This is a genomic window from Burkholderia arboris (assembly GCF_902499125.1).
GTDB classification, from domain to species: Bacteria; Pseudomonadota; Gammaproteobacteria; order Burkholderiales; family Burkholderiaceae; genus Burkholderia; species Burkholderia arboris.
Genome location: NZ_CABVPX010000002.1, coordinates 380,737 through 395,103, shown reverse-complemented (window position 1 = coordinate 395,103; position 14,367 = coordinate 380,737). Strand labels below are relative to the sequence as shown.

General features: G+C 64.4%; 12 protein-coding genes. 6 read left to right on the top strand and 6 right to left on the bottom strand.

Translation table 11 applies throughout. The features are described 5' to 3' along the window. The first annotated feature begins 49 nt into the window (after positions 1-49). The gene (locus tag BLA15945_RS04230; protein WP_174991558.1) at positions 50-1,231 is read left to right on the top strand and encodes a cystathionine beta-lyase; all 1,182 of its coding nucleotides are present in this window, start codon (positions 50-52) and stop codon (positions 1,229-1,231) included. Positions 1,232-1,318: 87 nt separating this feature from the next. On the opposite strand, the gene serB is transcribed toward BLA15945_RS04230, so the two are convergent. Both serB and BLA15945_RS04220 read right to left on the bottom strand, forming a co-directional pair. Next, a complete protein-coding gene (serB, locus tag BLA15945_RS04225; RefSeq protein WP_059234060.1) occupies positions 1,319-2,164 on the bottom strand; it encodes a phosphoserine phosphatase SerB in 846 nt (281 codons plus the stop codon). A 169-nt stretch (positions 2,165-2,333) separates the two neighbouring features. Further along, positions 2,334-3,272, bottom strand: coding sequence for a LysR family transcriptional regulator (locus BLA15945_RS04220; RefSeq protein WP_174991557.1), 939 nt, complete (start codon positions 3,270-3,272; stop codon positions 2,334-2,336). Between the two features lie 124 nt (positions 3,273-3,396). Here BLA15945_RS04220 and BLA15945_RS04215 point away from each other — a divergent pair, with 124 nt between their 5' ends. The 3 genes from BLA15945_RS04215 (at position 3,397) to BLA15945_RS04205 (ending at position 5,817) form a co-directional block, all read left to right on the top strand. Beyond that, the gene (locus BLA15945_RS04215) at positions 3,397-4,413 is read left to right on the top strand and encodes a zinc-binding alcohol dehydrogenase family protein (RefSeq protein WP_174991556.1); all 1,017 of its coding nucleotides are present in this window, start codon (positions 3,397-3,399) and stop codon (positions 4,411-4,413) included. Positions 4,414-4,572: 159 nt separating this feature from the next. Beyond that, on the top strand, positions 4,573-5,124 hold the full coding sequence (locus BLA15945_RS04210) for a DUF6013 family protein (protein WP_059236731.1): 552 nt from the start codon (positions 4,573-4,575) through the stop codon (positions 5,122-5,124). 219 nt (positions 5,125-5,343) lie between these two features. Next, positions 5,344-5,817, top strand: coding sequence for a PliI family lysozyme inhibitor of I-type lysozyme (locus tag BLA15945_RS04205; RefSeq protein ID WP_174991555.1), 474 nt, complete (start codon positions 5,344-5,346; stop codon positions 5,815-5,817). 37 nt (positions 5,818-5,854) lie between these two features. On the opposite strand, the gene BLA15945_RS04200 is transcribed toward BLA15945_RS04205, so the two are convergent. After that, a complete protein-coding gene (locus tag BLA15945_RS04200) occupies positions 5,855-6,658 on the bottom strand; it encodes an ABC transporter permease (protein ID WP_174991554.1) in 804 nt (267 codons plus the stop codon). Next, the gene (locus BLA15945_RS04195) at positions 6,655-7,356 is read right to left on the bottom strand and encodes an ABC transporter ATP-binding protein (protein ID WP_059234065.1); all 702 of its coding nucleotides are present in this window, start codon (positions 7,354-7,356) and stop codon (positions 6,655-6,657) included. Before BLA15945_RS04195 ends, BLA15945_RS04200 begins: the two co-directional genes overlap by 4 nt. Before the next feature lie 152 nt (positions 7,357-7,508). Here BLA15945_RS04195 and BLA15945_RS04190 point away from each other — a divergent pair, with 152 nt between their 5' ends. Next, entirely contained in the window at positions 7,509-9,806 is a 2,298-nt protein-coding gene (locus BLA15945_RS04190; protein WP_059234066.1) for an AsmA family protein, read from the top strand. A gap of 6 nt (positions 9,807-9,812) precedes the next feature. On the opposite strand, the gene BLA15945_RS04185 is transcribed toward BLA15945_RS04190, so the two are convergent. Then, positions 9,813-10,265, bottom strand: a complete 453-nt coding sequence (locus tag BLA15945_RS04185; protein ID WP_174991553.1) for a lipocalin-like domain-containing protein — start codon at positions 10,263-10,265, stop codon at positions 9,813-9,815. A gap of 168 nt (positions 10,266-10,433) precedes the next feature. Here BLA15945_RS04185 and BLA15945_RS04180 point away from each other — a divergent pair, with 168 nt between their 5' ends. Beyond that, positions 10,434-12,026 carry an ABC-F family ATPase gene (locus BLA15945_RS04180; protein WP_059234068.1) on the top strand — a complete coding sequence of 531 codons (1,593 nt, stop codon included), beginning with the start codon at positions 10,434-10,436 and terminating at the stop codon, positions 12,024-12,026. A 288-nt stretch (positions 12,027-12,314) separates the two neighbouring features. On the opposite strand, the gene BLA15945_RS04175 is transcribed toward BLA15945_RS04180, so the two are convergent. Continuing rightward, positions 12,315-13,886, bottom strand: coding sequence for a beta propeller repeat protein (locus BLA15945_RS04175; RefSeq protein ID WP_174991552.1), 1,572 nt, complete (start codon positions 13,884-13,886; stop codon positions 12,315-12,317). Between the last annotated feature and the right edge of the window lie 481 nt (positions 13,887-14,367).

Sequence of the window (14,367 nt, the reverse complement as noted above, 5' to 3'; positions counted from 1 at the left end):
TCTAGCGACATATTCCGCAACCGAACGGCCTCGTGCCCGGCTTCCTGTCATGACTGCATCCACTCCCAAGCGCGCACTTCAAACCCGTATCGTTCAACCCGACGACGTCATTCCGGAAGGCTTCCGGTCGTTCGTGCCGCCGGTCGCGCGTGCGTCGACGGTCGTGTTCCCCGATCTCGCGACGATGCGCGCGCTCGTCTGGCACAACGACAACCAGTGGCGTTACGGGCTGCACGCGACGCCGACGTCGCTCGCGCTCGCGCAGCGGCTCGCCGAGATCGAGGGCGGCACGCACGCGCTGCTGCAGCCGTCGGGCCTCGCGGCGATCATGAACGTCTACTTCGGGATCGTGAAAGCGGGCGACGACGTGCTGATTCCGCACAACGTGTACGGCCCGAACGCGGATTTCGGCAACTGGCTCGCGAAGGATTTCGGCATCACTGCGCGCTTCTACGATCCGCTGATCGGCGCCGGCATCGCCGACCTGATCCAGCCGAACACGCGGCTGATCTGGATCGAGTCGCCGGGCTCGGTGACGATGGAAGTGCCCGACGTGCAGGCGATCGCGGCGGCCGCGAAGGCACGCGGCATCGTCACCGCGATCGACAATACGTTCTCGGCCGGGCTCGCGTTCAAGCCGTTCGAGCACGGCGTCGACATCTCGGTGCAGGCGCTGACCAAGTACCAGTCGGGCGGCAGCGACGTGCTGATGGGCGCGACGATCACCGCGAACGCGGAACTTCACGCGCAGCTGAAGCTCGCGCGGATGCGCTGCGGGATCGGCGTGTCGGTCGATGATTGCTCGCTCGTGCTGCGCAGCCTGCCGAGCATGCAGGTGCGCTTCGATGCGCACAGCAAGAGCGCGCTTGCGCTCGCGCAATGGCTGAAGGCACGGCCGGAGATCGCGGCAGTGCTGCATCCGCAGATCGCCGATTGCCCGGGGCATGCGTCGTTCATGCGCGATTTCACCGGCGCGGGCGGGCTGTTCTCAGTGGTGTTCGACGAACGCTACAGCGCGGAGCAGATCGACCGCTTCGTCGAGTCGCTCGAACTGTTCGCGATCGGCTGGAGCTGGGGCGGCGCGTGCAGTCTCGCGATGCCTTACGACGTCGCGTCGATGCGTCCGGACTGGCCGCATCGCGGCACGCTGGTGCGTTTCTACGTTGGCCTGGAAGACGAAGCCGACCTGCGCGCGGACATCGAACGCGCGATGCAGGACGTACTCGGTTGATCGCAGGCCGCGAAGGCCTCGCGTAAAAACAAAACGCCGGCGCGATGTTGAATCGCGCCGGCGTTTTTCATGAGCGGTGCAGCGGAATCAGAACAGCCGCAGCAGCCCGTCGAGGCCGACATGATCGAACGCGACCGTCGCCGCGTCGCGCACGACCGGCTTCGCGTGGAACGCAACGGACAGCCCGGCTTCGGCCATCATCTTCAGGTCGTTCGACCCGTCTCCCATCGCGATCGCGCGATTCGGCTCGAGGCCGAGCGACGCGCACGTCTCGCGTAGCAGGCGCGCCTTCACGTCCGCGTTGACGATCTCGCCGAGCACCTTGCCGGTGAGCTTGCCGTCGACGATCTCGAGCGTGTTCGCATGCGCGTAGTCGAGGCCGAGGCGCGCCTTCAGCCGCTCGGTGAAGAACGTGAAGCCGCCCGACACGAGCAGCGTCTTCATGCCGGCCGCCTTCACGCCGGCCAGCATCGTCTCGGCGCCCGGCGACAGCTGCAGCCGTTCCTCGTACACGCGTTCGAGCGCCTGCGCGTCGAGCCCGGCCAGCAGCGCGACGCGGCGCGTGAGGCTTTCGTTGAAATCGCGGATCTCGCCGCGCATCGATGCTTCGGTGATCTCCGCGACCTGCGTTTTCAGCCCGCAGAAATCGGCGATTTCGTCGATGCACTCGATCGTGATCAGCGTCGAATCCATGTCCATCACGGCGAGCCCGAAATCGCCGAGCGTGCGGCCGGCTTCGACGAACGCGAAATCGAGCGCATGCGTGCCGCAGTACGCGTCGATGTCGAGGCGCTGTGCCGGATTCGCGTTTTCGATGCGCAGCGCGTGATCGTCGGTCTGCACGATGCGGGTGCCGCGCGACAGCGCGAGCAGCGGTTTGTGATGGGCGTCCGACAGCGGCGCAAGACTCTGGATGACGAGATTGTGGGTCATGACGGGATGGTTGGGAGGCGAATGAATGGCATGCGCGGCCAATGGGCGGCCGCCTGCGAACGAGGGCCCCGTCCGGCTGCGGGCCATTGCGTCGCGAACGCGCCATTGTAGCCGGTTGGCCGCGCATGGCGACCGGGCCGGATCGAAACCGTGCGCGGTGCGGCGGTTGTCATCCGTTCGCGCGATCCCAGTACGGCGGATCGCCGAAATGCTCGGCAAGGAATGAAATGAACGCGAGCGTTTTCAGCGGCACATGCGCGCGGCTCGGATAGACGCCCCAGATCGCGACCGCTTCCGCGAACGGGTAATCGTCGAGCACGGTGACGAGCGCGCCGCTCGCGAGCAGCGGTCCGACGTCCCAGGTCGACTTGATCGCGATCCCGAAGCCGTCGACGAGCGCTTCGCGGATCGCCTCGCCGTTGCTCGCGACGAGCCGGCCGCCGACCCGCACGGTCAGCGGGCCTTGCGGCGTCGTGAACGACCAGTCGCGCTGGTCGCCGAGGATCACGCACTCGTGCTGGGTCAGGTCGGCCGGATGGCGCGGCGTGCCGCGTTCGGCGAGATAGGCGGGCGAGCAGCACAGCACACGGCGGTTTGCAGCGAGCTTGCGCGCGACGAGTGTCGAGTCCTTCAGCGCGCCGAGGCGGATCGCGACGTCGTAGCCGTCGTCGACGAGATCGACGATCTCGTCGGACAGCCGCAGGTCGAGCGACACCGACGGGTAGCGGCGCAGGAATGCGGGAATCACCGGCGCGACGTGCTGGCGGCCGAACGACGACGACATCGACACCTTCAGCCGCCCGTACGGCTCGCTGCGGCCGTGCCCGACCGACGCGCGCGCGGCGTCGGCGGCCGACAGCAGCGCGTCGGCGCGTGCCATGAAGACTTCGCCGTCCTGCGTGAGGCTGATGCGGCGTGTGGTGCGGTGCAGCAACCGTGCGCCGAGCTGGCGTTCGAGTTGCGCGATGCGCGCGCTGGCAACCGCGGCCGACACGCCGAACTCGCGCCCGGCCGCGGTGACATTCGCGAGCAGCGCCGCGCGCACGAACAGCGCGACGTCGAGCAGATCGAGCGGCTTGTCGGGAACCGGAATCGGATCGGACACCATTGTTCTGAAATTCCTGAAAATGTTTCAGGAAATATAGCGGTTTTCTCGAAGGATCGGGTTGCCTACGATGACGTTCATGGGGCTGCGCCGCGGCCCGCCCGGATTCCCTGAAAGGAGTATCGAGATGAAAGCCGTTGGACTGACCCGCTATCTGCCGATCGATGACCCGCAAGCCTTGCTCGACGTGGAACTGCCGCAGCCCGTGCCGGGCCCGCGCGATCTGCTCGTGAAGGTCGAGGCGATTTCCGTGAACCCGGTGGACACCAAGGTGCGCGCGCCGAAGCCGCAGGTCGAGGAGACGCCGCGCGTGCTCGGCTGGGATGCGGCCGGCACGGTGGTCGCGGTCGGCGCCGACGTGACGCTGTTCCGGCCCGGCGACGAAGTGTTCTATGCGGGCAGCATCACGCGGCCCGGCGCGAACAGCGAATTCCACACGGTCGACGAACGGATCGCCGCGCTGAAGCCGCGCACGCTCGATTTCGCGGCGTCGGCCGCGCTGCCGCTGACGGCGCTGACCGCGTGGGAAGCACTGTTCGACCGGCTGCACGTGTCGCCGCAGGGCGCGGACGCCGGCAAGTCGGTGTTGATCATCGGTGGTGCGGGCGGCGTGGGGTCGATCGCGATCCAGCTCGCGAAGACGCTCGGCAAGCTGTACGTGATCGCGACCGCGTCGCGGCCGGCGTCGGCCGACTGGGTGCGTTCGCTCGGTGCGGATGCGGTGGTCGACCATTTCGGCGACCTGCCGGCGCAACTGCGCGAGGCCGGCCATCCGAACGTCGACTATGTGTTGATCTTCAACGACACGGACCGTCATTTTCCTGCCGCGGCGGAAGTAATCCGGCCGCAGGGCGGCATTTGCACGATCGTCGAGAACGAGAAACCGGTGCCGGTCGAATTGCTGAAGGCGAAGAGCGCCGCGTTTCACTGGGAATTCATGTTCACGCGAGCCATGTTCGAGACGCCGGACATGATCGAGCAGCACCGGATCCTCGGCGAAGTCGCACGGCTCGTCGACGGCGGCACGCTGCGTACGACGCTTGGCGAACAGCTCGGCACGATCAATGCGGCGAACGTACGGCGCGCGCACCAGTTGCTCGAGGCCGGACGCTCGATCGGCAAGCTCGTGCTGAGCGGTTTCTGAAGCCGTCACTCGCGTAAGGTTGCGACGCCGCGAACGCAAGCGGGGTAACACCCGATGCGTTTGCGGCGCATTGCATCCCGCTTGGCGGTAGACTGGCAGCGCATCATGCATCGAAAACCGCGCGGCACGCGCGTGCCGCCGCATTACAAGGAGGTCAGCATGAGCCAACGCAGCTTGTCGGTCGCCGCATCGTGGTCGGTCGTGTTCGCGGCGGCGTGCGTCAGCGCGAGCGTATTCGCGGCGCCGCCGGTCAAGGGCAGCCTGAAGGGCGGCGGTACGGGACAGCTCGAATACACCGTCAAGGTCGACTCGAAGACCTACGGCAATACGCAGGAGACCCGCAAGATCCGCTCGGGCGAGACGGACGATTTCAACTGGAAATCGGTGCCGCCGAGCGGCGCGGTCGCGATGCCGGACGGCTGTCCGAACGCGGACAACCTGCCGCGCGACGCGAACGGCGCGATGGTGCGCCAGACCCAGGTGCGGCTCGCGCCGTCGGTCGATGCGAAGGGCGTCGCCAACGTGCAGATGAGCTTCCAGGCGGCCGCGCCGAAGGGCACGCGCAGCGTGACGGCCGGCGGCAAGTCGCTGCAATGCCCGGACGTCGTGTCGGTGAGCCAGGTCAAGTGGGTGTCGATTCCGACCAATGGCGGGTCGAAGTCCGTGACGATGAGCGACGGCACCAAGGTGACGGTGTCGATCAAGCGCTGAGCGGCGCGCGCGGGCCGGCGTTGGGTCCGGTGCGCGCGCAACGGATTCGGCAGGCGGGGCGAGCAGGGCGGCACGTGAGCGATGCGCGCCGCCATCGCGAGGTTTTCCCGCCGCCTTCTTCGCGGGACGGTGCCGCTGCCGTGCGGCAGCGGTGCGTGACGTCATGCAGACGTCACGTTATGCTCGTCCGCATTCTTTCCTTTCCGTCACCCCATCCCGATGAAATCCCCAATGCGCGCGCTGCTGTCTGCGATTGCATTCGTCGCCGTGCACGCGCACGCGGCTGACGATTGCGGTTTCGTGAAGAAGGTCGAGCTGCCGACGCGGCAGCAGGTGGCGGTCGTATCGAGCGGCGCACTCGAACCGTGCTCGACCGGCAGCTACGCGGTGCGCGTGTATTCGACCGCGCATGCCGCGCCCGGCTTCGATACCGACGATTACGTGACGGGCCTGCTGCATGCGCGCGACGGCACGATCGCCGATGCGTACACGGCGGACCTCGGCGCACGTGCGCCGCAGGCGCTCGTCGTGACGACGCGTTCGGCAGGCAGCGGCGGCTATGTCGGTGCACAGGCCTATGTGACGACACCGCGCGCGGTGCGGCTCGTCGCGTCGGTCGACGGGCTCGCACCCGGCGCCGACATCGCTGCCGCGTTACGGCAGGCGATCGGCAAGCGACGCAGCGCGCACTGAGCGTACGCCGCGCACCGCCGCGCACCGCCGCCGCGTGTCAGTGCGCGCGCTCTTCGAGCCGCGATGCGAGAAAGCGGTGATCCGCCGAGAACAGCCGGCGATAGGTCATCAGCACCGCGCCGACGGTGCCGAGCGCGGACGCCGCGGCGATCAGGAACATGATCACGATCTGGTAGCGCACGGCCTGCAACGGTGACTGGCCGGCCAGTACCTGGCCCGTCATCATCCCCGGCAGGCTCACGACGCCGACGACGGCCATCTGGTTCAGCGTCGGCAGCATGCCCGCGCGCACGGCCTGCCGCGCGGCGTCCTGTGCGGCTTCCCAGCGCGTCGCGCCGAGTGCGAGCGCCGTTTCGACGCGGTCGCGGCGTGCCGTGAGTTCTTCCATCATCCGCTCGACGCCGAGCGACACGCCCGTCAGCGTATTACCGAGAATCATCCCGAGGATCGGAATCGCGTATTGCGGCGCGAACCACGGATGGATGCGGATCACGACGAACAGGCCGACTGCCGCGACGAACCAGCTGCTGAACCAGATCGACGCGATGCTGTCGATGCGCTGGCCGCGATAGGTGCGCTTGCCGCGCCCCGCGCCGGCGAAACCGGCGATCAGCGTCATCAGCGCGGTGAGCGGCAACACGACGTACCAGTGCGGATGGCCGAACACCCAGCCGAGCACGTAGCCGATCGCGAGCAGCTGCACGACGGTACGCACGGCCGCGAGCGCAAGCTTGCGGCCGAGACCGAGCGACAAGGCCGCCGAAAGCGCGCCGTTGACGGCGACGAGCGCGGCGGCGATGCCGACGTCGACGAGGCTCAGGTCCTGCAGTGCCGGGCTCATTGCGCAGCCTCCATCGGGTTCGCGACATGCATGACGCCGGCCTGCATCACGAGCCGCATCGTGCCGATTCGCGCGGCCTGGGCCGGGTCGTGCGAGATCCACATGTACGCCCGGGCGTCGGGCGCCGCGTCGAACCACGCACCGACGAGCGTCTCGATCGCACGCGCCGATTCGGGATCGAGTGCGGAGGTCGGCTCGTCGAGCAGCAGTACGTCGGGATCGAGCTGCAGCACGCGCAGTAGCGCGGCGATCTGCGCTTCGCCGCCCGACAGGTCGCTCGCGCGTTTGTCGAGAAAGTCGGAACCGCGGCCCGCTTGCGCGGCGAGCGCTTCGGCGCGCGCGCGATCGAACGACACGTCGCGATAGATCGCGAGCGAATACGGATAGCGCAACTGCGATTCGACGGTGCCGTCCATCTGAGCGGGGCGCTGGCGCACGTACGCGACGCTGCGCCGGTAGCGCGGGATCGCGCTGCGCCGGATCCCGCGGCCGCGCCACAGGATGCGACCGCCGTCGAGCGGGTCGAGCAGCGCGAGCGCGCGCAGCAGCACGCTCTTGCCTGACCCTGACGGTCCGGTGATAGCAATTCGCGATCCCGCTGCGAGGCTGAAATCGGTCGGAGCGAGCAGGGTCTTGCCACTGCTGGCGTCGCGGCGGGTAATGCGCTGCGCATCGATGAGGCCGGTGGGGGCTGTCATGTCACAAATGAAAAAAAGCGTTAATAGCGCCGAGAGGTCGCCATGGCGTGCGTCATAATACCGATTGAAAAGCCGCGGGTGTCGTGTGCCGTTCGTCCACGCAAGCGGCCCGACATGGTGCGGCAACATTTCAGAACAACAACGGAACCGCCATGACGCTAACCCGAGCCATCGGCAAATCGGCTGCATGGATTGTCGGTATCGTCGCGGTGCTCATCGCGGCGGCCGGCGTCTTTCTCTTCACGTTCGACTGGAACCGCGCGAAGCCGTGGGTCAACGAACAGGTGAGTGCCGCACTCGGCCGCCCGTTCGCGATCAACGGCGATCTCAAGGTCGGCTGGCGCCGCCCCGACGGCGAGACCGGCTGGCGCGCATGGGTGCCCTGGCCGAGCTTTTCGGCCACCCAGCTCGAGATCGGCAACCCCGACTGGGCGAAGACGCCCAAGTTCGTCACGCTCGATGCCGCGCACTTCGATCTCGCGATCCTGCCGTTGCTCGCGCATGAAATCGTCATCCCGTCGATCGACGTCGTGAATCCGGCCGTCGACCTCGAGCGTCTCGCCGACGGACGCAACACGTGGACCTTCCAGTTCAAGCAATCGTCGCAGCCGTCGCCGTGGAAGGTGCGGCTCGACAGCTTCGGCTTCGCGAAGGGCACCGTCACGTATCGCGATGCGATCGCGAAGGCCGACCTGACCGTCGCGATCGATACGCTCGGCCAGCCGATTCCGCTCGGCGACGTGCTGAAGGAACAGGAGCAGACGTCGCGCGAGGCATCGGCGCAGCGTGTCGGCAAGCGCGGCGCCGCGCAGTTGAGCGCGAAGGCCAATGCGGAAGCCGCGTCGAGTGCTTCCGCGGCGCAGGCGGCGAGCGCGGCAGCGTCGTCGGGCGCATCGGCTGCAACCTCGGTTGCGTCGGCGGCTCCCGGTTCGCCTGGTTCGTCCGCTTCTTCGGTTGCTTCCGCATCGACGGCTGCCGGCGCAAGCGGCGCTGCCGCGCCTGCGAAGCCGTCCGGTCCGACCTATGCGTTCGGGCTGAAGGTCGACGGCCGCTACAAGAACGTGCCGATCAACGGGACCGGCAAGCTCGGCGGCGTGCTCGCGATCCAGGATACGTCGCGGCCGTTCCCGCTGCAGGCCGACGTGAAGGCCGGCGACACGCGGCTCGCGATCGTCGGTACGCTGACCGATCCGACGCATCTCGCGGCGCTCGACCTGCGGCTGTGGCTGCAGGGCACGTCGATGTCGCACCTTTACCAGCTCACCGGCATCACGCTGCCCGATACGCCGCCTTATGCGACCGAAGGGCGGTTGATCGGCAACTTCAAGCCGCACGCGAGCACGTTCCGCTACGAGAATTTCAACGGCCGCGTCGGCGGCAGCGATCTCGGCGGCACGCTCACGTATGCGCAGCGCGAGCCGCGGCCGAAGCTGTCGGGCGAACTCGTGTCGAACCTGCTGCAGTTCTCCGATCTTGCCCCGGTGATCGGCGCCGATACGGCCGCAAGCAAGGCCAAGCGCGGCGACACGACGCGCCAGCCGCCGGACCGCGTGCTGCCGGTCGAGACGTTCCGTACCGACCGCTGGCGCGCGCTCGACGCGGACGTCAAGTTCACGGGCCGCAAGCTGGTCAAGAGTTCGAACCTGCCGATCACGAACCTGTACACGCACATCGTGATGCAGGACGGCGTGCTGTCGCTCGAACCGCTGCAGTTCGGCGTCGCGGGCGGCACGCTCGCGACGACCGCGCATCTCGACGGCAGCGGCACGCCGCTGAAGGGCCGCTTCACGGTGGCCGCGCGGCACCTGAAGCTCAAGCAACTGTTCCCGACGCAGAAGGTCATGCAGTCGGCGCTCGGCGAAATCAACGGCGACGCGTCGCTGTCGGCCACCGGCAACTCGCCGGCCGCGCTCGCCGCGACCTCGACCGGCGAAGTGAAGGCGCTCGTGACGGACGGCCGCATCAGCCGCCTGCTGATGGAAGCGGCGGGGCTGAACGTCGCCAACGTCGTCTACGAGAAGCTGTTCGGCAACAACGACGTGAAGATCAACTGCGCGGCGATCGACTTCGTCGCGACCAACGGCATGCTCAATCCGAAGGTGTTCGCGCTCGACACCGACGACGCGCTGATCAACGTCGACGGGCCGATCAACCTGCGCGACGAATCGCTCGACCTGAAGATCCATCCGCATACGAAGGGTTTCCGGATCTTCTCGCTGCGCTCGCCGCTGTATGCGAAGGGCACGTTCAAGAACCCGAAGGTCGGCGTCGACGCGGGCGCGCTCGCGCTGCGCGCAGGCGCGATGGTCGGGCTCGGGCTGATCAACCCGTTCGCGGCGCTGATTCCGCTGATCGCGCCGAGCAACAACCGCGACGTGCCGTGCTCGGAGCTGTTCGGGCAGATCAACGCGAAGGCAGCACAAAAGGCGGCCGCGAAGGCCGGCAAGTGACGGGCGTCAGCGGCCCGCGCGCACCCACAGCAGCAGGACGTCGACCTCCCGGCCGTCGAGCCGGACCGGTGCGGCGGGGCCGAGCTGCAGGCGATCGCCGTCGAGCACGGCGACCCGCTGCTGGACGTTGCCGACCCAGTTCGGGAACAGGCTGACGTCCATTTCGTGGGTCAGCGTGCCGTCGTCGGCTACCTGAAAGGGGCCGGAATAGGCGATGTAGCCGCGGGCGGCCGCCGCGCACGCTTCGTCGCTACCGTGGTGCGGGTCGCCGTTCGCGTAGGGCGGCCGGCCGGCGGCCATCAGCTGGGCGGACATATAGCCGTCCGACGTATAGAGAATCCAGCCACGCGCATCGCGGCCGAGCGGATAGACGGCCGGGCTGCCGTCGCGCGGGCGGACTTCGTAGGATACGAGGCGCCATGCGCCGACGAGTTGTTCGCGAAGCGGGCTGGCTGGCATGCGGGATTCCGGTAGGCGGCGATGGGGCGCGTGTCGTCGTGTTGGCGGGCCGCCGGGCGGAGGGCCAGATGGCCTGGAATACGTTGCCGGGCGGTGCGGTCGGCAGTTTCTCCGACACCTGCTAAAATACGCGGTTTTCCGTCGATTTCTCTCTTAACGGGACCTGCCGTGCTTTCTACTGCCAACATCACGATGCAATTCGGGCCAAAGCCCCTGTTCGAGAATATCTCGGTCAAATTCGGCGAGGGCAACCGCTACGGTCTGATCGGCGCAAACGGCTGTGGCAAGTCGACGTTCATGAAGATCCTCGGCAGCGACCTCGAGCCGAGCGCCGGCAACGTCGCGCTGGAGCCGAACGTCCGCCTGGGCAAGCTGCGCCAGGACCAGTTCGCGTACGAAGACGTGCGCGTGCTGGACGTCGTGATGATGGGCCACACCGAAATGTGGGCCGCCATGACCGAGCGCGACGCGATCTATGCGAACCCGGAAGCCACCGACGACGACTACATGCACGCCGCCGAACTCGAAGGCAAGTTCGCCGAATACGGCGGTTACGACGCCGAGGCACGCGCGGGCGCGCTGCTGCTCGGCATCGGCATCGAGGAGAAGTTCCACAGCGGCACGATGAGCGACGTCGCGCCGGGCTGGAAGCTGCGCGTGCTGCTCGCGCAGGCGCTGTTCTCGAAGCCGGACGTGCTGCTGCTCGACGAGCCGACCAACAACCTCGACATCAACTCGATTCGTTGGCTCGAGCAAACGCTCAACGAGTACAACTCGACGATGATCATCATCTCGCACGATCGTCACTTCCTGAACTCGGTGTGCACGCACATGGCCGACATGGACTTCGGCACGCTGAAGGTTTGGCCGGGCAACTACGACGACTACATGCTCGCATCGGCGCAGGCGCGCGAGCGCCAGGCCGCGGCGAATACGCGTGCGAAGGAGCGGGTCGCCGAACTGCAGGACTTCGTGCGCCGCTTCTCGGCGAACAAGTCGAAGGCCCGCCAGGCAACGAGCCGCGCGAAGCAGATCGACAAGATCAAGATCGAGGAATTCAAGCCGTCGTCGCGCCAGAATCCGTTCATCCGTTTCGAGTTCGAGAAGAAGCTGCACAACGTCGCGGTGGTCGCTGAAGACATCACGAAGAAGTACGAGCGCACGATCTTCCAGAACTTCAACCTGTCGGTTCAGCCGGGCGAGCGCATCGCGATCATCGGCGAGAACGGTGCGGGCAAGACGACGCTGCTGCGTTCGCTGCTCGGCGCGCTCGCGCTGGAGCACGGCACGGTGAAGTGGTCCGAGAACGCGAATGTCGGCTACATGCCGCAGGACACGTACGAGGAGTTCCCGAACGACATCACGCTGATGGACTGGATCGACCAGTACCGCAAGGACGGCGACGACGAAACGATGGTGCGCGGCACGCTGGGCCGCCTGCTGTTCTCGTCGGACGACATCAGGAAGTCGGTGAAGGTGCTGTCGGGCGGCGAGAAGGGCCGCATGATCTGGGGCAAGCTGATGCTCGGCCGCCACAACGTGCTGCTGATGGACGAGCCGACCAACCACATGGACATGGAGTCGATCGAGTCGCTGCAGATCGCGCTCGAGCAGTTCGAAGGCACGCTGATCTTCGTGTCGCACGACCGCGAATTCGTGAGCGGGCTGGCGAACCGGATCATCGAAGTGAAGACGGACGGCAACCTGTTCGACTTCGGCGGCAATTACGAGGAGTTCCTGACGAGTCAGGGGCAGGAGTAAAACCGCCAGGTTGTCCCAAGACCACCGTTCATGTGTCTAGTGTTGTCCCGCGGAAATATCTTGTTGGGACAGTCGACTTTCTGGCGACGCGTCCTTAACGAGCGCACGACTGAGCATGTAAGGGAAGTTTTGTGAACCCCGAGGCCCATACTGGCAGATTGCTAGTATGGGCCTTTTCATTTTGTGTGAAGCGCTCGGCGTCGTGCGGTAGGTCATCGACACTTCGGAAATCGGCGCGGCAACCCTTTGGAGGAGTCGGCGCCGCCCGCGGCTATTCTTCAATTGCTGCTACTCTGTCGAGTATTCAACCGTCCATTTTGAATCGGCATAGCTGATAATGCTGCCGCCTGCCGTCACGCAGAATCTTGGCATGCCGGTCGCGTCCGGTAACATGCGTCGACACCCGTGCGGTGCTTCAGTTAGCGTCTTCCAGGATTCGCTCTGGTGATTAAATTGCCGCAATTCTATGGTTGAACTGAATGCGCCCATGTTCCATCGAACTGCCTGACCTTCGTTGAGGTTGTCAAAGCGAATGTCCATGAAGGTATAAGGTGGGGTATTGTATTTTGTCCAATTTTCCCCATTGCTGCTTGATACGTATAATTTGGAAAATGCCCCTTGGGCGCGAAATGCTGTTAATACTCCGGATGCGGATGACGCATGGAACCCCGTAATGTCGGTGGGTGGGGTCACCGTGGCCCATGCCATCGTGCTCAAATTCAAGCGCAGCAGCTGTGACGGAGCGCTAACGTAGTAGAAGTTGTTTGCCGAGTCGGAATGCACCGAAAATGTGCCGATCGCTTTAAACTTGTTCTCGTCGTCAATTTGTTTTATTTTAACCAGGTCGTGCAGATCCTTTGAATTGGATCGATAGATTTCGATGCTGTTTATTTCCTTCCAAACGGGGCCGTTTATTGCCCCTCGAGCTACCATCGCAAGCCATTGGTTGCCTATGTGATCGATATCCATGATCCTGGCATCATTCCCCATCGATGCAAGCGTTCTCCAGGATGTCCCTCCATCTTCGGTGATGCGAATCACACCGTTGTCGAAACCAGCCACAAGCGATTTCCCATCTACCTTGACGGCGGTTACTTCGTGCAGGGAGCCTGTATCCCAAGACCCCCATTCTCCATGAGCGCTTCTGACCCGGACTTGGCCCATGTCTGCGCCATAGTAAAGATTGCCGAGCGTGTCATGTTCAAATTTTTCCGTCGAGGGCGGCACGGCGGTCTTCCATAATTGGAAGAAATCAGTCGCCGTCTTGGCATCGAAAAATTGTTTGTTTATCGTCGGTCTGTTGATGTATCTATCATATTCCAGCAATAAGTCGGCTATCAGGCCGAGTCCCGTTGGCGGGTTTGCGATCGTAATGAGTGCGGGAGTTTCGTGAGCTTCCCATTCGATGGGTTTGCTTGAAGCCAAAAATGGCCGATACTCATTTGTAATGGAGTTCAGGTTGGATGTGAATTCCTCGTGCCTGATCGGAAGTACCACAAACTTATATGCGCCAATTGGTAGCTGGACCAGACCGCCAAGATCGGTTATTCGTCCTCGCTGCACTTCTATTTTTGGATAGCTTTTTAGTGTGTAATTTTGCCACTTTGCCAGCCTGTATTCTCCGGCGGGAACCCAGAGGCCAGCGCCATTTGAATTGATATCGTGGCGAAATTGCAATGAAAAAGTTGAATTGTCTTGCAAGGACTCCAGTTGCACGGAATCGGTCGCAGCTCCTTTGGGCAGGGCGACGTATACGTAGCCGTGCGTTGCTGCAAGCTGACTTGGTGATTGGATGACCGGTGTGTTGACGCATCCGAATAAGAAGACCAAAGACGCGAGAAGTGGATGAAATATTTTCATTGTCTTGTATTTTTGATCGGGAGGATGGTTGAATTGTTATTGTTCATTCTCTCGGCTTGATCGGGTATCTGCGCCGATGGAGCAGCGGCATTGTCGTGTGCGTCCCCGGTTTTTGCGAATTATTCGCGTTTTGATCTTGCGAAAACCATGATTGTAGCCATGTGTCCAATCGTCACTCTCGAGTGAAAAGTATTGTCGGGGAATTGCGCGGCTGACTAAGACAGTATGGCTTTCGGTAACGGGATTCGTGCGACAAATTGCGCATCGGCAACGTCAAATTTTGTCAAATCGACAAACGCTCCTCGGAATTTGGCTGCAATCGAGCGAGAGTGACTGTGAGTCGCCGCTGACCGACGCATCGTTGCGTCGTTTCCCTGAAAGTAGCGCGAACCCGAGAGAAGGACGACAAGAAATGGCACTCAGAGCATCCGCAACCGGGGGCAAGCCGATGCACTCCAACACGTAGCAGTTTCGTCGCTGA